This is a genomic window from Nocardioides sp. GCM10028917, assembly GCF_042666175.1.
Lineage (GTDB): Bacteria > Actinomycetota > Actinomycetes > Propionibacteriales > Nocardioidaceae > Nocardioides.
The window spans coordinates 59,565-81,675 of sequence record NZ_JBHTFL010000007.1; the positions used below are offsets into that span (position 1 = coordinate 59,565).

A 22,111-nucleotide genomic window follows, 5' to 3' on the forward strand; every position below is an offset into this window, starting at 1 on the left:
CGCCGGCAGCCACCTAGGCTCGCGACATGCCCCGCATGCACGCGCTCGAGCTGCTGCCCGACGACGCCGGCTGCGATGTCGTACGCCGTGACTGGCAGGCGCTGCGCGATGCCGGCCTGCCCTCGCAGCTCGACCACCGCGGGACCACCAACAGCCCGCACGTCACCGTGCTGGCCGCACCGGCGCTCGGCGCGGACGACGAGCAGCGGGCGGCCGAGCTCGCGACGAAGCTGCTGCCGGTGCAGGTGCGGGCGTCGGGGATCGCGCTCCTCGGCGGTCGTCGCGTCTCCGTGGTGCGCGTGCTCGACGTGCCGGACGAGCTGGTGTGCGCGGTGCTGGAGCTGCGCTCGCAGGTGCTCGACGTGCAGCACCTGGGCTGGCTGCCGCACGTCACGCTGGCCCGGCGGATGGATCGAGCCGACGTGGGCCGCGCGGTGGCGGCGTTGGGGCACGAGGACGCGGTGCTGACGCTCACGTCGCTGCGACGCTGGGATCCCGGCGCGGGAATCGTCACCACTCTGTGATGGACCGAACGGGCCATGTGTGATGGCCCTTCCGGTCCACCTGCCGATAGGTTGCGCCTATGACCGCGCAGGGAACGGGCACCGTCAGCGCCGGCCGGGGCGAGCCCCTCGTCGTGCTGGGCGGCGTCCAGAAGCACTTCGGACAGCTCCACGCACTCAAGGACATCGAGCTCACCGTCAAGCGCGGCGAGGTCGTGGTCGTGATCGGGCCGTCCGGCTCGGGCAAGTCCACGCTGTGCCGCACCATCAACCGGCTCGAGACGATCGACGAGGGCACGATCACCCTCGACGGCAAGGACCTCCCGCAGGAGGGCAAGGCGCTCGCTGCGCTGCGCGCCGAGGTCGGCATGGTCTTCCAGAGCTTCAACCTGTTCGCCCACAAGACGATCCTCGAGAACGTCACCCTCGGCCCGATCAAGGTCCGCGGCATGGGCAAGGCCGAGGCCGAGAAGAAGGCGCGCGAGCTCCTCGACCGCGTGGGCGTCGGCCACCAGGCCGAGAAGTACCCCGCCCAGCTCTCCGGCGGCCAGCAGCAGCGCGTGGCCATCGCCCGTGCGCTGGCCATGGAGCCCAAGGTCATGCTCTTCGACGAGCCGACCTCCGCGCTCGACCCGGAGATGATCAAGGAGGTCCTCGACGTGATGGTCGACCTCGCCCAGCAGGGCATGACGATGGTCGTCGTCACCCACGAGATGGGCTTCGCCCGGACGGCCGCCGACCGCGTCGTGTTCATGGCCGACGGCGCGATCATCGAGGAGAACACCCCGGAGGAGTTCTTCACCCACCCCCGCTCGGACCGCGCCAAGGACTTCCTCGGCAAGATCCTCAAGCACTGAGGCATCGAGTCCGACCACGAGTTCCCGCACCACAGACATAGGGAGAAGCAGATGCGATTCATCCGTACCAAGGCCGTCATCGCGACGGTCGGGCTTGCCCTCTCGCTCGCTGCCTGCGGCGACGCAGGCGACGACGGCGGAGAGACCACCGACGTCGAGGTCCAGGAGAACGCCGGCGACGAGTTCGACGACGGGACGGCGATGAAGGAGTTCGCCGACTCGGGCGAGATCACCATCGGCGTGAAGTACGACCAGCCCGGTATCGGCTTCAAGGGCGCCACCGACGACATGCCCGTCGGGTTCGACCCCGAGATCGGCAAGATCCTCGCCGGTTCCCTCGGCATCGCCCCGGAGGACATCACCTGGAAGGAGACCATCTCCGACAACCGCGAGCCCTTCCTCCAGGAGGGCGAGGTCGACCTCGTCATCGCCTCGTACTCCATCACCGACGAGCGACGTCAGATCGTCGGCCAGGCCGGCCCGTACTACGTCACCGGCCAGCAGCTGCTGGTGAAGTCCGACAGCGACATCGAGTCCCTCGACGACGTCAAGGGCACCGAGGTCTGCTCCGTGACCGGCTCCACGTCGCTGGAGAACATCAAGGCCGAGGGCGCCAAGCCGCGCGGCTTCGACACGTACTCCGAGTGCGTCGACCAGGTCCTCAGCGGCACCGTGGACGCGATGACCACCGACGGCGCGATCCTCCTCGGCTACGCCGCGGAGAACCCCGACGAGCTCAAGGTCGTCGTGGAGCCCTTCTCCGAGGAGCGCTACGGCGTGGGCTACAGCCTGGACAAGCCCGAGATGTGCCAGTGGATCGTCGACACGCTCACCGACGCCCAGGAGGACGGCACGTGGGGCGAGGCCTTCGAGGCCACCCTGGGCCAGTCGGGCGTCGAGACGCCCGAGCCGCCGGCCATGGACGAGTGCCCGGCCGCCTGACGCCGCACCACCTCACCACCTGAATCACCACCTGAACCACCACTGATCGGACGCCGGCGGGCCGCGAGGCCCGCCGGCGTCCCGCAGAGAGGAGCCCGCCGACGATGGAAGCGGTGATCTCGAACTTCGACGAGTACCTCAAGGCGTTCGGCCTGACGATCGGGCTGTTCGTCGTCTCCGGCATCGGCGCGCTGGTGTTCGGCACGATCCTGGCCGTCCTCCGGGTGGGCCCGGTGAGCATCCTCAACAAGGCGGCGGCGCTCTACGTCACGCTGTTCCGCAACACGCCGCTGCTGATGATCTTCGTCTTCATGGCGATCGCGATGCCGGTGCTCGGCTACAACTTCAAGTTCGTCGAGGACGTCGAGATCGCGGGCTACAACGTCTCCGCCTTCTTCTTCCGCTCCTGCGTTGCGCTCACCCTCTACACCTCGGCCTTCGTGTGCGAGGCCCTGCGGTCCGGCGTCAACGCCGTACCCCTCGGGCAGGCCGAGGCCGGCCGCGCCATTGGGCTGACCTTCGGTCAGTCGATGCGCGAGATCGTCCTCCCCCAGGCCACGCGCGCCGTCATCCCCCCGATGACCAGCGTCCTGATCGCGCTCCTCAAGAACACCTCCGTCGCTGCCGCCTTCGGCATGGCCGAGGCCACTGCGACGATGCGGGCGCTGACCAACAACAACGCCGACCAGCGCATCGGGATCTTCCTCGCGTTCGCGGTCGGCTACATCATCCTGGTCGAGCTGGTCTCGCTGTCGTCCTACCTCGTCGAGCGAAAGGTCAAGGTGGCCCGATGAGCGCATCCGTCCTCTTCGACGCGCCCGGTCCCCGGACGATCGCCCGGCACCGGATCTACACGGTCGCGAGCCTCGTCGCGCTCGCGGGGCTGGTCGGCTTCGCCGTCTGGACGATGTACGACGCCGGGCAGCTCGAGTACGCGCTCTGGGAGCCGTTCCTCACCCCCGAGTACATCGAGTACATCCTGGTCGACGGTCTCCTCAAGACCCTCCAGATGGCCTTCTTCTCCATCGTCTTCGCCGTCGTCTTCGGCCTGGCCTTCGGCGTTGCCAAGCTCTCGGACCACGAGTGGGTACGCCGCCCGGCGTGGCTCGTCGTGGAGTTCTTCCGCGCGGTGCCGGTGCTGCTGCTGATGGTCTTCGCCTTCTACATGCTGGCCATCGGCGACGGGCCGCTGAGCTCGTTCTGGTGCGTGGTCATCGCGCTGACGCTCTACAACGGCGCGGTCCTGGCTGAGGTCTTCCGCGCCGGCATCAACGCCGTGCCGCGCGGCCAGGCAGAGGCGGCGTACGCCATCGGCATGCGCAAGGCGCAGGTGATGACCACGGTGCTGCTGCCGCAGGCGGTCAAGATCATGCTGCCGGCCATCATCAGCCAGATGGTCGTCGCCCTGAAGGACACCAGCCTCGGCTACTACATCCTCGCCCCCGGCCTGACGGCGGTGGGCAAGCCCATCTACCTCGAGTTCTCCAACCAGGTGCCGACGGCCATCGTCATCACCGGCATCTACGTGGCGGTCAACCTGGTCCTGACCTGGGTCGCGACGCTCGTGCAGAAGCGCCTGGTCGGGGAGAAGAAGGTGCTCGACGTTCCGATGGTCGGCGAGGCGCACGCGAGCGGCAACACCCCCGTCCTCTAGCGCCTCGCGAACGGATGCGCCCTCGCAGGCTCGGGCCCACTCAAGACGTCGAAGTCCGTCGCTACGCTCCGGTCTTCTCGGTCAACCAGAGCCGGATCTCGCCCTCGACGACCACGGTGCCGTCGGTGCGTACGCCCCGCACGCGCACCGGCAGGTCGTAGCCCTCCCCCACCTCCGCGGTCCACTGGCCGGGGTCGGTCTCGGCGATGCACGTGATGTCGGTCGTGGCCTTCGCGGTGTAGGCCACCTCCATGCCCTTCGGGATCCAGCGCCGGTCGCGCGGGATCGTGGACTCGGCCAGCGCTCCCATGGCGGCCTCGAGGCCGTTGCACAGGGCGATGGCGTGCACCGTCCCGATGTGGTTGTGCACCCCGCGGCGCTTGGGGATCACCAGCTCGACGTGGTCCGGCTCGATCACGGTGAACCTCGGCCGGATGGAGGCGAAGTAGGGCGCCTTCTGGCTGAAGGCGATCGAGAAGATCCGGTTGCCCAGCGGGAGCGCGGAGGTCTTCTTCCAGAGATCCAGGACGGTAGCCATGCCGCGATGCTACCAGCGGGTAACTTCGCGGTTGCCCATTGCGGACCGTCAGGCCGGCTGCAGCACCTCGACCCGGTTGCCGTGGCCGTCGAAGGCGTGGAGGCGGACGTGGCCGGGGAACGAGTCCCGCTGGCTCTCGTCGACCTCGAAGCCGAGGGAGCGCAGCCGACCGGCCACCGCGCCCAGGTCGTCGACGACGAAGGCCGGGTGCGCCTTGCGCGCCGGCGCGAACGGGTCCTCGACGCCGACGTGCAGCTCGGCCGCCACGGCGCCCGCGTCGTCGTAGGCCCGAAACCAGCACCCGCCGCGGGCCACCAGGTCGGCGGGCTTGTCGACCTCGGTCATGCCGAGCGCCTCGCCGTAGAAGCGACGGGCCTCGTCCTCGCCTCCGCGCGGGCAGGCGACCTGCACGTGGTGGAGCCTCACGGGACCGGCACGCCCTGCGGCTTTCGCGCCACCACGAAGATGCGTCGGAACGGCAGGACCACTCGGCCGGCGGCGTCGGGCGGGTAGGCCTCGCGCAGCAGCGACTTGAACTCGTCCTCGAACAGCGGGCGCAGGTCGTCGGGCAGCGCCTGCAGCGTCGGGCGGGCCCCGGTCCCCGAGACCCAGTCGAAGACGGGGTCCTCACCGGTGAGGACGTGGAGGTACGTCGTCTCCCACGCGTCCACCTCGCAGCCGAGGTCGAGCAGGACCCGGGCGTAGTCCACCGGGTCGTGGCTCGTCGGGACCCGGGCGCCGCGCACGTGCTCGGCGTACGGCTCACGCGCGGCGAGGTCGGTGCGGGTGGTGTGGCTTGGCTCGTCGAAGTTGCCGGGCACCTGGAAGGCGAGCCAGCCACCGGGCTGCAGCCGGTCGACGAGGCCCGGCAGGAGCTCGAGGTGCTCCGGGACCCACTGGAGGGTGGCGTTCGAGACGAGCACGTCGATCGGCTCCCGCAGGGCCAGCGGGTCGGGACGCGCCCACTCGCGCAGGTCGCCGACCTCCCAGCGGACGCCGTCGAGGGCGCGGGCGGCCTCGATCATCTCGGGGCTGCTGTCGACCCCCGTCACCTCGGCGCCGCGCCAGCGGTCGGCCAGCAGGGCGGTGAGGTTGCCGGGGCCGCAGCCGAGGTCGACGACGACGCGCGGGTTCTCGGCGGGCACCCGCGCGAGCAGGTCGACGAACGGCCTGCCGCGCTCGTCGGCGTACGCGAGGTAGCGGTCGGGGTCCCAGGTGTGGCTCATGGTGTCCTCCACAGGTGTTCGGTCGCGGCCCTCACGTCTCCCCACCAGATATCTGAGGACGTCCTGGTAGGTCAATCGGTCCATCCACCTACCAGAACGTCCCCAGATATCGAGATGGCGGGCGCAGATGTCTTGACGTCGAGATACTTCCACCTTTGTCCGAAACAGTCTCGATGTCAAGATTCTCGACCGATCTGGCACGATGTCGTCATGCGTGACGAGGTGGACGACCTGGTCGAGGCGTGGGGCCGCGAGCGCGGTGACCTGGACCTCGCGCCCGTCGCCGTGTTCTCCCGCATCAGCCGCCTGGCCCGTCACCTCGACCTCGCCCGGCGCGTCGCCTTCACCGCGCACGGCATCGAGTCGTGGGAGTTCGACGTCCTTGCCGCGCTGCGCCGAGCCGGACAGCCGTACGAGCTCTCCCCCGGCCGGCTGCTCCGCGAGACGCTCGTGACCAGCGGCACGATGACCAACCGGGTCGACCGGCTGACCGCGCGCGGCCTCGTCGAGCGGCTCCCCGACCCGCGCGACCGCCGCGGCGTGCTGGTGCGGCTGACCGCCGACGGCAAGGCCACCGTCGACGGCGCTTTCGAGGCGCTCCTGGCGGCGGAGGCCGACCTGCTCGCCGACCTCTCCGACCGCGACCGCACCCAGCTCGCCGGCCTGCTGCGCTCGCTGCTCGCGCCCTTCAGCTGAACCTGTAGGGGGATTCTGGCACTCGGAGGGGGTTGCAACGGCCTCCGAGTGACGGAATCCCCGCTCGAGCGGGGACTCCGACAGGGCACATCCCACCTACTCGACGACCTCGGACGCCTCGAGCCACTCCATCTCCAGCTCCTCCTTCTCCGCCGCGAGCTCGCCGAGCTGCCCGCCGACCCGCGCGAGCAGGTCGTAGTCGGTGAGGTTGGCCTCCATCTCGGCGTGCAGCTCCGCCTCGCGTACGGCGATGCGCTCGAGCTGCTTCTCGACCCGGGCGAGCACCTTGCGGGCGGCGCGGTCCTCCGCGCTGCCGGCGCGCGCCTTCGGCGATGGTGTCGGGGTGTGCGGGCCTGCGTCATGCGAAGGCGCACTCATCGGTGCCGGTTCGTATGACGCAGCGGCGGCGGACTCGGCAGCGGCGGCGACCTGCAGGGCGGAACGTCGTTCCAGGTACTCGTCGACCCCGCGCGGCAGCATCGAGACCTGCCCGTCGCCGAGGAGCGCCCAGACGGAGTCGGTGACCCGCTCGAGGAAGTAGCGGTCGTGCGAGACCACGATGAGGGTGCCGGGCCAGGAGTCGAGGAAGTCCTCGAGGACGTTGAGGGTGTCGATGTCGAGGTCGTTGGTCGGCTCGTCGAGGAGCAGCACGTTGGGCTCGATCAGCAGCAGCTTGAGCAGCTGGAACCGCCGCCGCTCGCCGCCGGACAGGTCCCCGAGCCGCGCGGTGAGCCGGTCGCCGGTGAAGCCGAAGCGCTCCAGCAGCGCGGTCGCGGTGATCTCCTGGCCGTCGAGAGTCTTGCTGACCCGCCGGATCGACTCGACCGTCGGCAGCACCCGCGCCTCGGGGTCGATCTCGTCGAGCGCCTGCGTGAGGTGCTGCAGCTCGACCGTCCGGCCCTGCTTCACCCGACCTACGTCGGGCGCGAGCGTCCCCGCGATCAGCGACAGGAGCGACGTCTTGCCGGCGCCGTTGACGCCGACGATCCCTATCCGGTCGCCCGGACCGATGCGCCAGGTCGCGTGGTCGAGCAGCACGCGCTCGCCGCGCTTGAGGTCGACGTCCTCGATGTCGATGACGTCCTTGCCGAGCCGCTGGCTGGCGAACTTTTGGAGCTCCAGCCGGTCACGCGGGTCGGGCACGTCGTCGATCAGGGCGTTGGCCGCGTCGATGCGGAACTTCGGCTTCGACGTACGCGCGGGGGCGCCGCGCCGCAGCCAGGCGAGCTCCTTACGGGCGAGGTTCTGCCGCCGCGTCTCGGTGGCGGCCGCCTGCCGCTGGCGCTCGGCCTTGGCGAGGACGTACGCCGCGTAGCCGCCCTCGTAGGAGTCGACCGCGCCGTCGTGCACCTCCCACGTCGTCTGGCAGACGGCGTCGAGGAACCACCGGTCGTGGGTCACCACGATGAGAGCGCTCGGCAGGCCGACGAGGTGTCCGGCCAGCCAGGCCACGGCCTCGACGTCGAGGTGGTTGGTCGGCTCGTCGAGCACGATCAGGTCGTGGCGCGAGAGCAGCAGGGCGGCGAGCGCGCAGCGGCGCCGCTCGCCACCGGACAGGCCGACGACCGCACGGTCGAGGGTCACGCCGGCGAGCAGCTCCTCGACGACCTGCCGCGTGGTGGGGTCGGCGGCCCACTCGTGGTCCTGCCGCCCACCGAGCACCGCCTCGCGGACGGTGTGGCTGTCGACGAGCTCGTCACCCTGGTGGAGGTAGCCGATCTCGACGCCGCGGGTGCGGGAGACGCGGCCCGTGTCGGGCTGCTCGAGGCCCGTCATCACCTCGAGCAGGGTCGTCTTGCCGTCGCCGTTGCGGCCCACGACGCCGACGCGCTCGCCCAGCGAGATGCCGAGCGAGACGTTGTCGAGCAGGGGCCGTACGCCGTAGGACTTCGAGACGCGTTCGAGGTTGATCAGGTTCGCCATGTCCGGGCGATCCTCTCAGGTGCGCCCCAGCGGCGACGGATCGGCGTACGACCCCTCGTGGGCGGAAGAGGAGGTCAGCTGGAGGGCGAGCCGCCCTCGGCCGACGCGGACGCGAGGCCGGGCGTGGACCCGTTGGTGGAGGAGTACTTCTGGATCAGCGACTCGACGTCCAGGCCGGTGGTGGCCCTGAGCATCTCCATCGTCTGCACGAGGTTGTTGGTCACCTGCTTGGGCAGCTCGCCGGCGCCGTCGGCCGAGATGACCGTCAGCTTGTCGATGTTGCCCATCGGGCGGGCCAGCTCGGCGGCCACCTTGGGCATCACCTCGATGAGCATCTGGAGCACCGCCGCCTCGTTGTAGCCGGCGAACGCGGCGGCCTTCTTGTCCATGGCCTCGGCCTCGGCCTGGCCCGCGGCGAGCGTCGCGGCGGCCTGCGCCTCACCCTCGGCGCGTACGGCGTCGGCCTCGGCGACACGGCGGGCCTTCTCGGCCTCACCGCGCTTGGCGCCCTCGATGGCCTCGGCCTCGGCGAGCGCGGAGCGGCGGGACTTCTCGCCCTCACCGGTCAGGCGGGCCTTCTCGGCCTCCGCCTCGGCGTTGGCGATCGAGGCAGCCTTGCGCGCCTCGGCCTCGAGGATCGCGGAGCTGCGGCGGCCCTGGGCCTCGGTCTCGACGCGGTAGCGCTCGGCGTCGGCGGGCTTGCGCACCTCGGTGTCGAGCTGGCGCTCCTTGAGGGCCGCCTGCCGGACGGCCACCTTCTCCTGCTCCAGCAGGATGGCCTGGTCACGGTCGGCCTGCGCGAGCGGGCCGGCGGCAGCGGCCTGCGCGTTGGCGGCGTCGGTCTCGGCCTTGATCTCGGCGTTCTTGAGGGCGAGGGCGCGCTGGGTGACCGCGATCTCCTGCTCGGCGGCGATGCGGGCCTGCTCGGCCGCCTGCCGGGCGTTGGCCTCGGCGATGGAGGCCAGCTGGTTGAGCTTGGCGGCCTCGGGACGACCGAGGTCGGCGAGGTAGGAGCCGTCGTCGGTGATGTCCTGGATCTGGAAGGTGTCGAGGACCAGGCCCTGGCCGGTGAGCGAGGACTCGGACTCCTCGGCGACGCGCTGGGCGAAGGCGGCGCGGTCGCGGATGATCTGCTCGACCGACATCGAGCCGACGATCGAGCGCAGTGCGCCGGCGAGGACCTCCTGGGTGAAGGTCTCGATCTCGGCCTGCTGGCTGAGGAAGCGCTGGCCGGCCGCGCGGATGGAGTCCTCGTTGCCACCGACCTTGACCAACGCCACGCCGTCGAGGTTGAGCTTGATGCCCTGCCCCGAGACGGCCCCGCGGATCTGCACCGAGATGCGGCGCGAGGACAGGTCGAGGGTGGCGAGGCGCTGCACGAACGGGATCACGAACACGCCGCCGCCCATGACGACCTTCTGGCCCGACAGGTCGGTGGAGATCTCGCCGGTCTCCGGGTTGCGCACCTCGCCCTTGCCCTTGCGGCCGGTGATGATGAACGACTCGTTGGGCCCGGCCACCTTGTAGCGCGTGGTCACCAGCAGCGCGATCAGCACCAGCAGGAGGACGAAGCCGGCCACAGCAGTGACGACCGGGGACAGACTGAACATGGGCAGTGCTCCTTGAGGTGGTGCGGCGAGGTGCGCGTGGTGTGCGGTGGGTGTGCGGTGGGTGGTGCGAAGACGTCAGGAGAGGAAGAGGGGCTCGACCTGGACGGCCGTCGGCGAGATGACCTGCGTGACGCTGACCTGCGTGCCGGCTGGCACGGCGACGCTCGAGCGGGCGTTGAGGCGCGTGAGGTGGCCGCCCACGCTGAGCGAGACCACGCCGAAGCCGCCGCCCTCGGGGATCGCGCTGACCACCGAGCCGATCTTCTCGAGCATGTCGGAGGTGCGCACCGTGTCGCCCGTGCCGTCGCCGTGCAGGTACGTCGAGGCCCGGGCCGCGAGCCAGCCGAGCAGGACTCCGAGCACCAGGCCGACGACGACCGCCAGCGAGGTCGAGCCGGTCACCTCCAGGGCGATCGCGCCGCCGAAGCCGAGGGCGCCGAGGAAGCCGGCGAGCGCCTCGGTCGAGAACAACCCGGCACTGAGGCCCTCGAGGGCACCGTCGAGGACGTCACCGACGACCAGCGCCACGAGCAGCAGCACGACGCCGACGGCGCCCACCACCAAGAACACGGTCACGATGCCTCCCCCAGGCGATCAGCGCGGGCGTCGTCGACGCCGCGCCACAACATAACGGGATGCTTCCCCGTTCGCAGCGGTTCACACCACCCGGTCCGGACCCCTTCCGGGACCTATCGCAGGTCCCACTCCGCTTCCCGGGTGCTGACGACGTGGGCGCCGGCCACGGGACCGATGGCGGACAGCACGACGTCGTACGATGCCGACAGGGCGGTGACCACCTCGATGGAGCCGGGCTGCGAGTCGCAGAGGAAGACGCAGGTCGGGCCCGAGCCGCTCACCATGCCGCGGAGGGCACCCTCGGCCTCCCCGAGGGCGATCAGGTCGCCGAGCTCGGGTCGCAGGTCGATGGCGGGCTCCTGCAGGTCGTTGTGCAGCGCGCGCGCCAGCCGCACGGGCTCGCCGCTCGCCAGCGCGGCCAGCAGCTCAGTCGGCTCGGCCGGCTGCGCCGGAGCGTCGGGGTGCAGCCGGTCGAAGTGGCGGTAGACCTCCGGCGTCGAGAGGCCGACGGCGGCCGGCACGACGACCCACCACCACGTGCCGTGGTCGACGATCGGCTCGACGACCTCGCCGCGGCCCCGACCCCGCGCCGTACCTCCCACGAGGGAGAACGGCACGTCGCTGCCGAGCCGGGCGGCCTGCGCGAGGAGCACGTCGTCGGGCTGGCCGAGGTCGTGCAGCCGGTCGTGCGCGAGCAGGGCGGCCGCCCCGTCGGCGGAGCCGCCCGCCATCCCTCCTGCGACCGGGATCTGCTTGGTGATCTGGACGTGGTGCGGACCCCCGCACGGCGCCTCGGCGAGGGCGCGCACCGCGATGTTGCTGGCGTCGGTCGGCACGCCGGTCACGTCGATCTGGGGCGTGCCGGCGACGGACAGCGACTCCGCGCCGGCGTCTGAGACGGTGACGTCGTCGTAGAGCGAGATGGCCTGGTAGACGGTGTCGAGCGGGTGGAAGCCGTCCTCGCGGGGCGCGCCGACCCCGAGGTGGAGGTTGATCTTGGCGGCGGCTCGGACCGTGGTGCTCACGGGAAGAGCCCCTCGGCGATGCGCGCGAAGTCGTGGACGTCGAGCACCTCGCCGCGGGCCGTCGGGTCGACGCCCGCGGCCTCGAGCGCGGCGGTCGCCGTCTCGGCCGATCCGGCGAGCCCGCGCAGGGCAGCGCGCACCTGCTTGCGGCGCTGCGCGAAGGCGGCGTCGACGACGGCGAAGACCTGCGCGCGGGTCGCGGTGGTGTCCGGGGGCTCGCGCCGGGTCCAGGCGACGAGGCCGGAGTCGACGTTGGGGGCCGGCCAGAAGACGTTGCGCCCGATCGCACCGGCACGGCGTACGTCGGCGAACCACGCGGCCTTCACGCTCGGGACCCCGTAGGTCTTCGACCCAGGCGGCGCGGCGAGGCGGTCGGCGACCTCCGCCTGCACCATCACCAGCCCACGCTCCAGGGACGGCAGCAGGGTGAGGAGGTGGATGAGCACCGGCACCGAGACGTTGTAGGGCAGGTTGGCGACCAGCGCGGTGGGCGGCGGACCGGGCACGGCGTCCACGCGCATCGCGTCGGCCAGCACCACCTCGAAGCGGTCGGCCTGCTCCGGGGCGTACGCCGCGATCGTGGCAGGCAGGCGCTCGGCCAGGAGCGGGTCGACCTCGATCGCGATGACCCGGCGGGCGACCTCGAGCAGCGCGAGCGTGAGCGACCCGAGCCCGGGCCCGACCTCGACGACCACGTCGTCACCGGTGATGCCGGACTCGCGGACGATCCGGCGCACGGTGTTGGCGTCGATGACGAAGTTCTGGCCGCGCTGCTTGGTGGGCCGCAGGTCGAGCTCGGCCGCGAGCTGACGCACCTCGGCCGGCCCGAGGAGCCTCGGGCCGGCCGGGTTCGTGGTCATGGGGGTGAAGCCTAGGTGGTCAGCCGATGGTCAGCCGGGCAGGCCGAGCTTGGCCGAGCAGCTCGGCCAGGAGCCGTAGCCACCGGTGGCGTCGCGCAGGCGGGTCGCCACGGCGATCTGGGTCTCGCGGGAGGCCTGGTGCGGGTAGCCGGTGCCGCCGTAGGCCTGCCACGTGCCGAGGTTGAACTGGAGGCCGCCGTAGTAGCCGTTGCCGGTGTTGATGGCCCAGTTGCCGCCGGACTCGCACTGCGCGAGGGAGTCCCACACGGTGCTGCCGCCGGCGAAGTTGGCGGCCGACGCCTCGGGCTCGGGCTTCTCCTTCGTTCCGATGGCGACGACGCGGGGCACGGCCTTCTGGCGCACGTCGGCCTTGACGACCTTGCGCGCGGCGAGGTCGCCGTTGACGAAGCGGAGCCGGTAGGTGACGGCGCGGACGCCGTCGCGACCGGCGCGCACGACCTCCTGCTTGCCCTCCAGCAGGGTGGCGTCCTCGCGCTGGACGACGGGCGCGTCGATCACCTCGCGCTGCACCTTCTTGGTGGCCACGCGGATGTCGGTGACGACGACCTTGTCGCCGTCCGCGATCTCGGTCGTCAGCGAGGGACGCACCTTGTCGTGCTCGTCGACGTCGAAGCCGGCCGACTCGAGCACGTCGGCGACCGTCATCGCGGTCATCTTCCGCTTCTTCAGCTGCTTGGCGCCGAGCTTGAGGTGGACGACCTTCGGCGTGACGACGTCGAGGGTCAGGCCGCTGCGCCCGATCGAGGATCCGCGGCTGGCCGAGAGGTCGGCGCCCTCGAAGCGGCGACCGATCTCGCCGAGCGCGCTCGCGACGTTGGTCGAGTTCACCCAGTAGGTGTGCGACTCGCCGTCGACGGCGAGCTCGAGCGGTCGCCCGAACTGCACGGCGATGGCCGAGCCGTCGCTGATCGCCTCGTCGACCGCCGGGGCGACCAGGTCCTTGTCGGTCACCTCGATGCCCTCGGCCGCGAGCACGTCGGCGACGGTGCCACCGATGGCGCTGACCTGACGGGTCTCCCCGTCGAGGGTGAGGGTCACGTCCTTGGTGAGGGCGGCGTAGCCGACCGTCGTACCGCCGACGGCTGCCACGACCAGCGCCACGAGGGTCGCCAGGACGGTCTTGGACCTGCTGAGCTGCGCAAGACGAGAGCGCACGATTCTCCGAACGTCGTACCTTCCGGGCCTCGGGCGGCAGCACCCCCCGGCCGAGCGTTGCGCGGCATCCACGACCAGGTCGCGGGAGCCGTACGACGTGCGAGCGGGGGTCTCGCAGGACCGGCCCGATCCGGTCCTCGTGCTGCCGGTGATCGCTCCCGATCCCGGCCAACAATCACAAGACGATAACGATGACCGGCGATGACGCAAACTCCTGACGGCAAAATCCGACGTGTCACCGCTCACGGTCGCGCCGGTCGGCCGGTCTACCAGGAGCCTCCGAAGGCGCGTTCGGTGTTGGCGTCGATCGAGCGGCACAGCCCCTCGAGGTCCGCCTGCAGCACCTCGGCCATCGCCCGCACGGTGTGCGGGACGAGGTAGGAGGCGTTGGGCCGGCCGCGCCACGGCGTGGGCGTCAGGTAGGGCGCGTCGGTCTCGACCAGCACCCGGTCCTGGGGCGTGACGGCGAGCGCGTCGCGCAGCGACTGCGCGTTCTTGAAGGTCACCGTCCCGGCGAAGCTGAGGAAGGCCCCGCGGTCGAGGCAGCGGCGGGCGAAGGCCTCGTCGCCGGAGAAGCAGTGCATCACCCAGCGCTCGGGCGCGCCTTCGGAGTCGACGATGCGGAGCACGTCGTCGTGGGCGTCGCGGTCGTGGATGACCAGCGTCTTGTCGAGGCGCTTGGCGACGTCGATGTGACGCCGGAAGCTCTCCTCCTGCGCGGCCCGGCCCTCCTCGCCGGTGCGGAAGGTGTCGAGGCCGGTCTCGCCGACGGCCCGCACCTTGTCGTGCGCCTGCGCGAGGTGCTCGATCTCGGCGAACGCCTCCTCGAGGCGCCCGGCCTCGGCGAGTCGCGGCGCCTCGTTCGGGTGCAGCGCGACGCCGGCGACGAGGGCGTCGTGCTCGGCAGCCGCGGCCACCGCCCAGCGGGCGCCGGGGAGGTCGCAGCCGATCTGCACGATCCGCGGCACACCGACCGCCGTCGCGGCCGCGATGGCGTCCGCCGTGTCGAGCCAGTCGCCGTCGGCGATGTCGAGGTGGCAGTGGTTGTCGACGACGGGGTGCGGCAGCGGCTCGGGAGCAGGCGGGCGCTCGCGGTCACGCCGGGCGCCCGACATCTCCTCGGTGGCCGCACGGCTGCGGGTCGGCCCGGCCCCGCCCTCAGCGGTGGACAACGTCGTACACCTCCCGCTTGGGCAGGCCGGCTCTCTTGGCGACCTCCGCGATCGCCTCCTTGCGGGTGGACCCGGAGGCCTCGAGGTCGGCGACGGCCGCGCGCAGCGTGCCCGGGTCGGTGTCGAGGGCCGGGGCTCCGGTCGATCCCTGGACGACGATGGTGACCTCGCCGCGCACGCCGTCGCCCGCCCACGCGACCAGGTCGCCCAGCGGTCCGCGGCGCACCTCCTCGTGGGTCTTCGTCAGCTCCCGGCAGACCGCGGCCGGGCGGTCCTCCCCCAGCGCCTCGGCCATCGCCGCCAGCGCCGCCTCGGTGCGGTGGGGTGCCTCGAAGAAGACCATCGTGCGCTCCTCCGCGGCGAGGGCGGCGAGCCGCCGCCCGCGCTCGCCCGCCTTGCGCGGCAGGAACCCCTCGAAGCAGAACCGGTCGACCGGCAGGCCGCTGACGGCCAGCGCGGTGAGCACGGCGCTGGGTCCCGGGACAGCCGTGACGCGCACGTCGTGCTCGACCGCGGCCGCGACGAGCCGGTAGCCCGGGTCGGACACGCTCGGCATCCCCGCGTCGGTCACCAGCACGACCCGCTCGCCGGCCAGCAGCGCCTCGAGCAGAGCCGGCGTGCGAGCCTGCTCGTTGCCCTCGAAGTAGGACACGACGCGACCGGCCAGCGTGATCCCGAGGTCGGCGCACAGCCGCTTGAGCCGCCGGGTGTCCTCGGCGGCGACGACGTCCGCCCCCGACAGCTCGGCGGCCAGCCGCGGTGGCGCGTCGCCGGCCTGCCCGATCGGGGTGCCCGCGAGGACGAGGACGCCAGTCATGGCTTCACCGTAGAGGCTCGCGACAGGGGTTCCCCTCCCGGCCTCGCGGCCCTAGCGTGACGAGATCCCCCCACCCTGTCGCGCCCTCGGAGGTCACCACATGGAGCTCAACCGCCGCACCGCCATCAAGGGAGCCCTCGGTGGCGCCCTCGCCGCCGGTCCGTTCGCCGGGTTCACCAACGCCGCCGCGCTGTCCCGGACGGGTGCCCTCGCCGGCGCTGCCGTCGGCGCGCTGGTCCCGGTCGCCGACGCGCGCGACGGCGCCGTACGGCTCCACCTGCCGGCCGGTTTCTCGTACCGCTCGTTCCACGACACGAGCACGCCGGTGACGCTGCACGACGGCACCCGGCTGCCCGGCCGGCACGACGGGATGGGCGCCTTCGCCGGACCCGGCGGGTCCGTGCTGCTGGTTCGCAACCACGAGGTCAACAACCCGCAGCCGGCGTTCGGCCCGACCAAGCCGTACGACAAGCGCGGCGGCGCGGGCACGACGACGATCCAGGTGACGAACTTCGGGGAGGTGCAGGACGCCTACACCAGCCTGAGCGGGACGATGATGAACTGCAGCGGCGGCCAGATGCCGTGGGGCGCCTGGGTGACCTGCGAGGAGACCGTCAACGGTCCCGACGTCGGCCCCGACTTCACGGGCGCGTCCAACGTGCCCCTGCAGAAGCGGCACGGCTACGTCTTCGAGGTCCCCGCGGGCGGCCTCGCCGACGCCCGACCGCTGCGCAAGGCCGGACGGTTCGCGCACGAGGCGGTCTCGTACGACCCGGCCGAGGGTGTGCTCTACCTGACCGAGGACAACTTCGCCTTCCCGTCGGGCTTCTACCGCTACGTGCCCCGCGAACGGCGCGACGGCCACCGCAACCTCGACCACAACGGCCAGCTGCAGATGCTCGCCGTCGCGGGCCGGCCCAACCTGCACCTCGAGGCGCACCAGGACACCACCACCGTCCACCCCGTCGAGTGGGTCGACATCGACGAGCCGGACGTCGAGTTCCCCTACACGCCGGGCGAGCCGGCGCCGACCAGCAACGACACGGCCATCAACTTCGTGGGCGACCAGGGGCGGGCCAAGGGCGCCGCGCACTTCTCGCGCTGCGAGGGGCAGATCTTCCACGACGGCGTCGTCTACTTCACCGCCACCCAGGGCGGCGGTCCGGCGATGACAGGGCCGGACAACATCGACGGCTACGGCAGAGGGTTCGGCCAGGTGTGGGGCTACGACACCCGCGCCCAGACGCTGCGGTGCGTCTACCAGTCGGAGAGCCGCGAGGTCCTCGACTTCCCTGACAACGTCACCACCAGCCCGCGCGGCACCCTCGTGCTGTGCGAGGACCACGACCAGGGCAACTACCTGCGCGGCCTGACCACCGAGGGTGACCTGTTCTCCATCGCGCGCAACGCGATGCCGGGACGCGAGGGCGACGAGTTCGCCGGGTCGACGTTCAGTCCCGACGGGCACACCCTGTTCGTGAACATCCAGGCCAGCCGCGGCCTGAGCTTCGCGATCTGGGGTGACTGGGCCTCCATCGGCGTCTGAACGGGCCGCGTCGCGACCCGGGAAAGCAGGAGGAGGGCGCGGCAACGACGACGAACGAGCGGGCTCGGGCGACGCGGACACAGCGAGCGGAGCGAGCAATGGGTTCTGGCTAGAGTGCCCGCGTGAACCCGACTGCCGCCGAGCGGAATCGTCCGCGTTGGCGGTCGGAGGACCCGATGTTCGGGTGGGCCGGCGCCCTCTGCCTGGCCAGCCTGGCGTTCTTCCTGCGCCGCTGGCACCTCGGCACGCCGCACGCGTTCTCGTTCGACGAGACCTACTACGCCAAGGACGCGTGGTCGCTGCTCAACCACGGCTACGTGCGCGGCTACGTCGAGGACGCCGACAAGACGATCCTCAACGGCAACCTGACCGGGCTGTTCCAGGACGGTCCCTCGATGATCGTCCACCCCGAGGTCGGCAAGTGGGTGATCGCCGCCGGGATCAAGGTCTTCGGGATGGATCCCACCGGCTGGCGCACGGCATCGGCGGTGGTGGGTGCGCTGATGGTGCTGCTGATGTGCCGCTTCGCCCGGCGGGTCACCGGCTCGACGGTCCTCGGTCTCGTCGCGGGCCTGCTGCTGTCCGTCGACGGTCTCCAGCTCGTGCTGTCGCGGCTCGCGCTGCTCGACATCTTCCTGGCGTTCTTCACCCTCTGCGGGGTGCACTGCGTGGTGGCCGACCGCCAGTGGCTGCGCGACCGGCTGGCCGCGGGCGCGACACGTACGTGGTGGCGCCCCTGGCTCGTCCTCGGCGGGGTGGGCTTCGGGCTGGCGTGCGGCACGAAGTGGTCCGCTGTGTACGCGCTGGCCGTCTTCGGCCTGCTCGCCTGGTTGTGGAGCGCCGGCGCGCGGCGGGCGTTCGGCCAGCGCCGGCCCCTGCTCCGGTCGATCGTCCTCGACGGGGCGCCGGCGTTCGTCGCGCTGGTGGGGGTCGCCCTGGCGACCTACGTCGCGTCGTGGACGGGCTGGCTGGTGCACGCCGACGCCTACGAGGAGGCGTTCAACAACACGCAGTACACGTCGTACGGCGACGGGTTGCCGTGGTCGACCGCGAGCGAGCCGGACGCCGACGGCCTCGGGGAGGTCACGCAGTCCCTGCGGTCGCTGTGGTCGTACCACCAGGACGTCTACACCTTCCACAGCCACTTCCTCAACGACTCGACCCACGTCTACGCCTCCAAGCCGTCGACGTGGCTGGTGATGGGTCGTCCGGTCGGCGTCGACGCCCAGACCGACATCCAGCCCGGCTCGCAGGGGTGCGAGGCGCCCTCGGGCTCGAGCTGCATCCGGCAGGTCCTGCTCCTCGGCAACCCGGTGATCTGGTGGGGCGGCAGCCTGGCGGCGGTGGCCTCGCTCCTGCTGTGGGTCGGCGCCCGCGACTGGCGCCACGGCGTCGTGATCGCCGGCCTCGCCAGCACGTGGCTCCCCTGGTTCGCCTACGACGACCGGCCGATCTTCTTCTTCTACGCCATCACCGCCCTGCCGTTCCTCGTGCTGTCGATCGCGCTGGTCATGGGGCACCTGATCGGGACGTCCGACGTGCCGACCCCGCGGCGCACCTTCGGCGTGGTCGTCGCGGGGAGCTACACCGTGCTCGCCCTCATCGCCTTCGCGTGGTTCTGGCCGATCTGGACCGACGTCCTGCTGACGAAGTCGGAGTGGGACGCCCGCATCTGGTTCCGGCGCTGGATCTGACGCCTCCAGGTCTCGCCGCCACTCGATCCGGTGAACCCGGCATGAACGACCGAGGTTTTCTCAAGATGGGTCGCAGGTCGGCGTGCGCCCATTCTCTTTCCGCCGAGTCCCCACGACGATGGTCGGACCCGGCACACACGGGGGTTTGTGCCTGGGCTCGACGCGAGGGAGGGAGCGTTGATGGACTCGACGATGATCCACGTCTGCCTGCAGACGGAGGGAGCACCGACCGGCGAGCGCCACGAGGTGGGTGAGCGCTGGGTCTGCTCGTGCGGGGACAACTTCGTCTACCGCGAGGGCTTCAACCGCGCCGGCCACCCGAGCCTCGAGTGGTGGCCCGCCCCGGCGATCCCGCAGCCGCGCAAGGCCGGGCGCCGCGGGTTGCTCTTCGGCCCGCGCAAGGGCTGATCAACCGGTTCGGCGTCAGGCGGCCCACGTGCGGCCACGCACGAACGCCAGGAACCGCGCTGCCGGCGGCGCGAGCGGCCTGTCGGTGCGCCAGGTGAGACCGATCGTGCGCGTCGCCGACGGCGACGACAGCGCGAGCCCCACCGACCCCGACTGACCGGCGAACGCCTCCGGCACGATCGCGACCCCGAGCCCGGCGGCCACCAGGCCCTCGATCGTGGCCAGGTCGGCGCTCTCGAAGGAGACCCGGGGGCTCACGCCGGCCTCGGCGAGCAACGCCTGCACGAGCGCGCTGTGGCCGAAGCCCGGCGGTGTCGTGACCAGCTCGTCGTCGGCCAGTGCGGCGAGGTCGATGCGCGTGCGGTCGCGGAACCGGTGCGTGGGCGGCACCACCACCACGAGCCGCTCACGCTGCACCGCCAGCCAGCCGAGGCCCTCGGCCCGGTCCATGGTGAGCCCGAGCTCGACGGCCCCGCGGTCGAGGTCGCTGCGGATGTCGTGCGCCGGCTCCTGGCTCAGCACGACCTTCACGGCCGGTGCCTCGGCGTGGAAGGCGCGCAGCAGCTTGGGGACCAGCGTGGTGGCCATCGAGTCCAGGAACGCGAGCCGGACGATCCCGGTGTCGGGGTCGAGCCGGTTGGCGAGGTCGGCGAGCAGCTGCTCGTGGCGTACGACGAGGTCGCGGGCGGCGTCGAGGACCACCCGGCCGTCGGGCGTGACGTCGAGCCCGGCCGGCGTGCGCTCGAAGACGCGCACCCCGAGCTCCGCCTCGACCCGGGCGAGCGAGCGCGACAGCGTGGGCTGGCTGGTGCCGAGTGCCGCGGCCGTCTCGGTGACGTGGCAGAGCTCACCGAGCGCCACCAGCCAGCCGAGGTCGCGGAGCATCATGCGCCGATCGTATCGCGTCGGCCACGTCTCGACATTGGACGCATGGCTCCTGAAGGCGCACCATCGACGGATGCCTGCCGCCCAGCTCTCGCCCGTGGACGCCGGCCCGACGCCGTACCGTCCGGGCACCGCCGGCTACCGGCGCGTGATGGTGGCGGTGTTCGTTGCCGGGATGGCGACCTTCGTGCTGCTGTACGACGTCCAGGCGCTGCTTCCCGAGCTCGTCGAGGCGTACGACGTCTCGCCCACGCGCGCGACGCTGGCGATGTCGCTGACCACCGCGGCGCTCGCCGTGGCACTGCTGGTCGCCGGACCGCTCTCGGAGGCGGTCGGCCGCACGCCCCTGATCCACCTCGCCCTCTGGTCCGCCGCGGTCGTGGGCGTCCTGTGCGCCATGGCGCCGTCGTGGGAGGCGCTCCTCGGCCTCCGGGTGCTGCAGGGGGTGACCCTCGCCGGGCTGCCTGCCGTGGCGACGGCGTACCTCCGCGAGGAGCTGCACCCCTCCGCGCACGGTCGGGCGTTCGGTCTCTACATCGCCGGCACCGCCCTGGGCGGCATGGCCGGCCGGGTGGTCACCGCGCCGGTGGCCGACGCCGCGGGGTGGCGCTGGGGTTTGGCGGCCGCCGCGGTCGCCGCGCTGGCGTGCGCGGCCCTCGTGGCGTGGCTGCTGCCGGCGTCGCGGCACTTCGTGCGCCGACCGGCCGACCTGCGGTCGGTGCTCCACGGCGCCCGTGCGGCGGTGCGCGACCGCGCCCTGGTGGCGCTCTACGTCCTGGGCGCCTGCGGGATCGGCACGATGGTGGCGGTCTTCAACGCGCTGGGCTTCCGACTCAGCTCGGCGCCCTACGGGCTCTCGGTCGGCACCATCAGCCTGGTCTACCTCGTCTACGCCCTCGGCTCGGTCAGCTCGGCGGCCTCGGGCCGGATCGCCGACCGCATCGGCCGTCGCGCCACCATCCCGGTCGGCTGCGCGTTCGCGCTGGCGGGGGTCTGGCTGACGCTGGCCGACGCCCTGCCGGTCGTCGTTCTGGGGATGGCGGCCCTCACCGTCGGCTTCTTCTGCATCCACGGCCTGGCGAGCGGCTGGGTCACCGCGCGCGCCCACCTCGCTGGCGTACGCACCGGGCAGGCCGCGGCCTTCTACCTCTTCGCCTACTACGTGGGCGCGTCGGTCTTCGGCAACCTCGGCAGCGCCGCCTGGAGCCACGCCGGCTGGCCGGGCGTGGTCGCCCTCGCCTCGGCGCTCCTGCTCACCGTCTGCGCCCTGGTCGTCGTGCTGCGGCGCACGCCCGCTCTCGCCGCGCCGGGCGCCCCCGCCTGACCGGGCCCGGTCGACGGCCCGAGGTCTCACCAGGCGCCGGGGAACCTCGCCGAGCCGGCGATCGCGAGCAGCGAGACGCCGAGCGCCACCGCGACCGCGATGAGCACCGACTGGCCGAGCCAGCGCCGCCCGGGCAGCGCGAGCAGCACGAGCCCAGCCATGGCCGCGAGCGCGGGCAGCACCCAGACCGGCATCGCCGCGGACAGCAGGCCCACCAGCAGGGCGAGCCCCACCCCCGCAGCGGCCCCACGACCGAGCGGCACCGGCCGCGGCCCCCGCGGGAGCCCGACCTCGGTGACGGACCCGGACGCGGGTAGCTGGTCGGGCGCCAGCACCCGCAGCAGCAGGGTGATCGTGGCGGGATCCGCCACCACGACGACGTCGCGGAACCGGTCGGCGACCGCATGGCGGCGCACGACCTCGTCGAGCCGGTGCCCACGGTCCACGCCGGGGAAGCGCACCGGTGCCAGCACGACCTCGGGGTGGGCGGTGTGCCCGAGCCCCTGCACGATGCGCTTGCCGTCGGCGGTGGGTGCGGTGATGACGACCGCGGACGACCCGATGTCGGCCCGCACGTGCGCGACCTCCGCCGCGTCAGCCTGCGTGCTGACCACGAGGATCCGCTGGTAGTCGCTCACGGGACGACCGTAACGCCGGGCCGACCCTGCGACGATGCAGG

Annotated in this window: 23 protein-coding genes; 10 read left to right on the forward strand and 13 right to left on the reverse strand. The window is 72.0% G+C overall.

What is annotated here, in order from left to right; translation table 11 throughout:
• Positions 1–26: 26 nt before the first annotated feature.
• From ACFQW6_RS09655 to ACFQW6_RS09675, 5 genes are all read left to right on the forward strand, one after another.
• Complete coding sequence (locus ACFQW6_RS09655) at positions 27–524, forward strand: 2'-5' RNA ligase family protein (protein WP_378543819.1); 498 nt, start codon at positions 27–29, stop codon at positions 522–524.
• A 59-nt stretch (positions 525–583) separates the two neighbouring features.
• Positions 584–1,360, forward strand: coding sequence for an amino acid ABC transporter ATP-binding protein (locus ACFQW6_RS09660; RefSeq protein ID WP_378543822.1), 777 nt, complete (start codon positions 584–586; stop codon positions 1,358–1,360).
• A 51-nt stretch (positions 1,361–1,411) separates the two neighbouring features.
• A complete protein-coding gene (locus ACFQW6_RS09665) occupies positions 1,412–2,302 on the forward strand; it encodes a glutamate ABC transporter substrate-binding protein (RefSeq protein WP_378543825.1) in 891 nt (296 codons plus the stop codon).
• A gap of 104 nt (positions 2,303–2,406) precedes the next feature.
• Positions 2,407–3,096 (forward strand): amino acid ABC transporter permease, encoded by a 690-nt coding sequence (locus tag ACFQW6_RS09670; RefSeq protein WP_378543828.1) that lies wholly within the window; start codon positions 2,407–2,409, stop codon positions 3,094–3,096.
• Complete coding sequence (locus ACFQW6_RS09675) at positions 3,093–3,956, forward strand: amino acid ABC transporter permease (RefSeq protein ID WP_378543831.1); 864 nt, start codon at positions 3,093–3,095, stop codon at positions 3,954–3,956. Before ACFQW6_RS09670 ends, ACFQW6_RS09675 begins: the two co-directional genes overlap by 4 nt.
• Before the next feature lie 61 nt (positions 3,957–4,017).
• Here ACFQW6_RS09675 and ACFQW6_RS09680 read toward each other — a convergent pair whose 3' ends face one another.
• The 3 genes from ACFQW6_RS09680 to ACFQW6_RS09690 are packed head-to-tail and all read right to left on the reverse strand — an operon-like array spanning position 4,018 to position 5,720.
• Positions 4,018–4,494: a hotdog fold domain-containing protein gene (locus ACFQW6_RS09680; RefSeq protein WP_378543834.1), complete on the reverse strand. Its 477-nt coding sequence runs from the start codon at positions 4,492–4,494 to the stop codon at positions 4,018–4,020.
• Positions 4,495–4,542: 48 nt separating this feature from the next.
• Positions 4,543–4,920: a VOC family protein gene (locus tag ACFQW6_RS09685; protein WP_378543837.1), complete on the reverse strand. Its 378-nt coding sequence runs from the start codon at positions 4,918–4,920 to the stop codon at positions 4,543–4,545.
• Complete coding sequence (locus tag ACFQW6_RS09690) at positions 4,917–5,720, reverse strand: trans-aconitate 2-methyltransferase (RefSeq protein ID WP_378543839.1); 804 nt, start codon at positions 5,718–5,720, stop codon at positions 4,917–4,919. The genes ACFQW6_RS09685 and ACFQW6_RS09690 overlap by 4 nt, the downstream gene beginning before the upstream one ends.
• Positions 5,721–5,930: 210 nt before the next feature.
• Between ACFQW6_RS09690 and ACFQW6_RS09695 the strand changes: the two genes are divergently transcribed.
• A complete protein-coding gene (locus ACFQW6_RS09695) occupies positions 5,931–6,416 on the forward strand; it encodes a MarR family winged helix-turn-helix transcriptional regulator (RefSeq protein ID WP_378543842.1) in 486 nt (161 codons plus the stop codon).
• A 96-nt stretch (positions 6,417–6,512) separates the two neighbouring features.
• Here the strand turns inward: ACFQW6_RS09695 and ACFQW6_RS09700 are convergent, their stop codons facing one another.
• From ACFQW6_RS09700 to rsmI, 8 genes are all read right to left on the reverse strand, one after another.
• Positions 6,513–8,339: an ABC-F family ATP-binding cassette domain-containing protein gene (locus tag ACFQW6_RS09700; protein WP_378543845.1), complete on the reverse strand. Its 1,827-nt coding sequence runs from the start codon at positions 8,337–8,339 to the stop codon at positions 6,513–6,515.
• Positions 8,340–8,413: 74 nt separating this feature from the next.
• On the reverse strand, positions 8,414–9,949 hold the full coding sequence (locus ACFQW6_RS09705; protein ID WP_378543848.1) for a flotillin family protein: 1,536 nt from the start codon (positions 9,947–9,949) through the stop codon (positions 8,414–8,416).
• Between the two features lie 75 nt (positions 9,950–10,024).
• A complete protein-coding gene (locus ACFQW6_RS09710) occupies positions 10,025–10,525 on the reverse strand; it encodes a hypothetical protein (protein WP_378543851.1) in 501 nt (166 codons plus the stop codon).
• 113 nt (positions 10,526–10,638) lie between these two features.
• Positions 10,639–11,550 (reverse strand): 4-(cytidine 5'-diphospho)-2-C-methyl-D-erythritol kinase, encoded by a 912-nt coding sequence (locus tag ACFQW6_RS09715; protein WP_378543854.1) that lies wholly within the window; start codon positions 11,548–11,550, stop codon positions 10,639–10,641.
• The gene (gene rsmA, locus ACFQW6_RS09720) at positions 11,547–12,410 is read right to left on the reverse strand and encodes a 16S rRNA (adenine(1518)-N(6)/adenine(1519)-N(6))-dimethyltransferase RsmA (protein ID WP_378543857.1); all 864 of its coding nucleotides are present in this window, start codon (positions 12,408–12,410) and stop codon (positions 11,547–11,549) included. The genes ACFQW6_RS09715 and rsmA overlap by 4 nt, the downstream gene beginning before the upstream one ends.
• Before the next feature lie 30 nt (positions 12,411–12,440).
• On the reverse strand, positions 12,441–13,586 hold the full coding sequence (locus ACFQW6_RS09725) for a transglycosylase family protein (protein WP_378543860.1): 1,146 nt from the start codon (positions 13,584–13,586) through the stop codon (positions 12,441–12,443).
• A 266-nt stretch (positions 13,587–13,852) separates the two neighbouring features.
• Entirely contained in the window at positions 13,853–14,701 is an 849-nt protein-coding gene (locus tag ACFQW6_RS09730; RefSeq protein ID WP_378547509.1) for a TatD family hydrolase, read from the reverse strand.
• A 43-nt stretch (positions 14,702–14,744) separates the two neighbouring features.
• Entirely contained in the window at positions 14,745–15,575 is an 831-nt protein-coding gene (gene rsmI, locus ACFQW6_RS09735) for a 16S rRNA (cytidine(1402)-2'-O)-methyltransferase (RefSeq protein ID WP_378543863.1), read from the reverse strand.
• Positions 15,576–15,675: 100 nt separating this feature from the next.
• Between rsmI and ACFQW6_RS09740 the strand changes: the two genes are divergently transcribed.
• The 3 genes from ACFQW6_RS09740 to ACFQW6_RS09750 all read left to right on the forward strand — a co-directional run bounded on the left by ACFQW6_RS09740 (position 15,676) and on the right by ACFQW6_RS09750 (position 19,223).
• Positions 15,676–17,121: an alkaline phosphatase PhoX gene (locus ACFQW6_RS09740; RefSeq protein WP_378543865.1), complete on the forward strand. Its 1,446-nt coding sequence runs from the start codon at positions 15,676–15,678 to the stop codon at positions 17,119–17,121.
• Positions 17,122–17,243: 122 nt separating this feature from the next.
• Positions 17,244–18,815, forward strand: coding sequence for a dolichyl-phosphate-mannose--protein mannosyltransferase (locus tag ACFQW6_RS09745; protein ID WP_378543867.1), 1,572 nt, complete (start codon positions 17,244–17,246; stop codon positions 18,813–18,815).
• Positions 18,816–18,995: 180 nt separating this feature from the next.
• Positions 18,996–19,223 carry a hypothetical protein gene (locus ACFQW6_RS09750; RefSeq protein WP_378543869.1) on the forward strand — a complete coding sequence of 76 codons (228 nt, stop codon included), beginning with the start codon at positions 18,996–18,998 and terminating at the stop codon, positions 19,221–19,223.
• A 15-nt stretch (positions 19,224–19,238) separates the two neighbouring features.
• On the opposite strand, the gene ACFQW6_RS09755 is transcribed toward ACFQW6_RS09750, so the two are convergent.
• Entirely contained in the window at positions 19,239–20,111 is an 873-nt protein-coding gene (locus ACFQW6_RS09755) for a LysR family transcriptional regulator (RefSeq protein ID WP_378543871.1), read from the reverse strand.
• Between the two features lie 70 nt (positions 20,112–20,181).
• On the opposite strand from ACFQW6_RS09755, the gene ACFQW6_RS09760 reads away from it, so the two are divergent.
• Entirely contained in the window at positions 20,182–21,432 is a 1,251-nt protein-coding gene (locus ACFQW6_RS09760) for an MFS transporter (RefSeq protein WP_378543873.1), read from the forward strand.
• Between the two features lie 26 nt (positions 21,433–21,458).
• Here the strand turns inward: ACFQW6_RS09760 and ACFQW6_RS09765 are convergent, their stop codons facing one another.
• On the reverse strand, positions 21,459–22,070 hold the full coding sequence (locus tag ACFQW6_RS09765; RefSeq protein ID WP_378543875.1) for a hypothetical protein: 612 nt from the start codon (positions 22,068–22,070) through the stop codon (positions 21,459–21,461).
• Positions 22,071–22,111 lie beyond the last annotated feature (41 nt).

What these genes read in the sequence shown, in the direction of transcription:
- ACFQW6_RS09655 (WP_378543819.1), top strand. Translation starts at nt 27, where the DNA reads ATGCCCCGCATGCACGCGCTCGAGCTGCTGCCCGACGACGCCGGCTGC.
- ACFQW6_RS09660 (WP_378543822.1), top strand. Translation starts at nt 584, where the DNA reads ATGACCGCGCAGGGAACGGGCACCGTCAGCGCCGGCCGGGGCGAGCCC.
- ACFQW6_RS09665 (WP_378543825.1), top strand. Translation starts at nt 1,412, where the DNA reads ATGCGATTCATCCGTACCAAGGCCGTCATCGCGACGGTCGGGCTTGCC.
- ACFQW6_RS09670 (WP_378543828.1), top strand. Translation starts at nt 2,407, where the DNA reads ATGGAAGCGGTGATCTCGAACTTCGACGAGTACCTCAAGGCGTTCGGC.
- ACFQW6_RS09675 (WP_378543831.1), top strand. Translation starts at nt 3,093, where the DNA reads ATGAGCGCATCCGTCCTCTTCGACGCGCCCGGTCCCCGGACGATCGCC.
- ACFQW6_RS09680 (WP_378543834.1), bottom strand. Translation starts at nt 4,494, where the DNA reads ATGGCTACCGTCCTGGATCTCTGGAAGAAGACCTCCGCGCTCCCGCTG.
- ACFQW6_RS09690 (WP_378543839.1), bottom strand. Translation starts at nt 5,720, where the DNA reads ATGAGCCACACCTGGGACCCCGACCGCTACCTCGCGTACGCCGACGAG.
- ACFQW6_RS09695 (WP_378543842.1), top strand. Translation starts at nt 5,931, where the DNA reads ATGCGTGACGAGGTGGACGACCTGGTCGAGGCGTGGGGCCGCGAGCGC.
- ACFQW6_RS09700 (WP_378543845.1), bottom strand. Translation starts at nt 8,339, where the DNA reads ATGGCGAACCTGATCAACCTCGAACGCGTCTCGAAGTCCTACGGCGTA.
- ACFQW6_RS09705 (WP_378543848.1), bottom strand. Translation starts at nt 9,949, where the DNA reads ATGTTCAGTCTGTCCCCGGTCGTCACTGCTGTGGCCGGCTTCGTCCTC.
- rsmA (WP_378543857.1), bottom strand. Translation starts at nt 12,410, where the DNA reads ATGACCACGAACCCGGCCGGCCCGAGGCTCCTCGGGCCGGCCGAGGTG.
- ACFQW6_RS09730 (WP_378547509.1), bottom strand. Translation starts at nt 14,701, where the DNA reads ATGTCGGGCGCCCGGCGTGACCGCGAGCGCCCGCCTGCTCCCGAGCCG.
- rsmI (WP_378543863.1), bottom strand. Translation starts at nt 15,575, where the DNA reads ATGACTGGCGTCCTCGTCCTCGCGGGCACCCCGATCGGGCAGGCCGGC.
- ACFQW6_RS09740 (WP_378543865.1), top strand. Translation starts at nt 15,676, where the DNA reads ATGGAGCTCAACCGCCGCACCGCCATCAAGGGAGCCCTCGGTGGCGCC.
- ACFQW6_RS09750 (WP_378543869.1), top strand. Translation starts at nt 18,996, where the DNA reads ATGGACTCGACGATGATCCACGTCTGCCTGCAGACGGAGGGAGCACCG.
- ACFQW6_RS09755 (WP_378543871.1), bottom strand. Translation starts at nt 20,111, where the DNA reads ATGATGCTCCGCGACCTCGGCTGGCTGGTGGCGCTCGGTGAGCTCTGC.
- ACFQW6_RS09760 (WP_378543873.1), top strand. Translation starts at nt 20,182, where the DNA reads ATGCCTGCCGCCCAGCTCTCGCCCGTGGACGCCGGCCCGACGCCGTAC.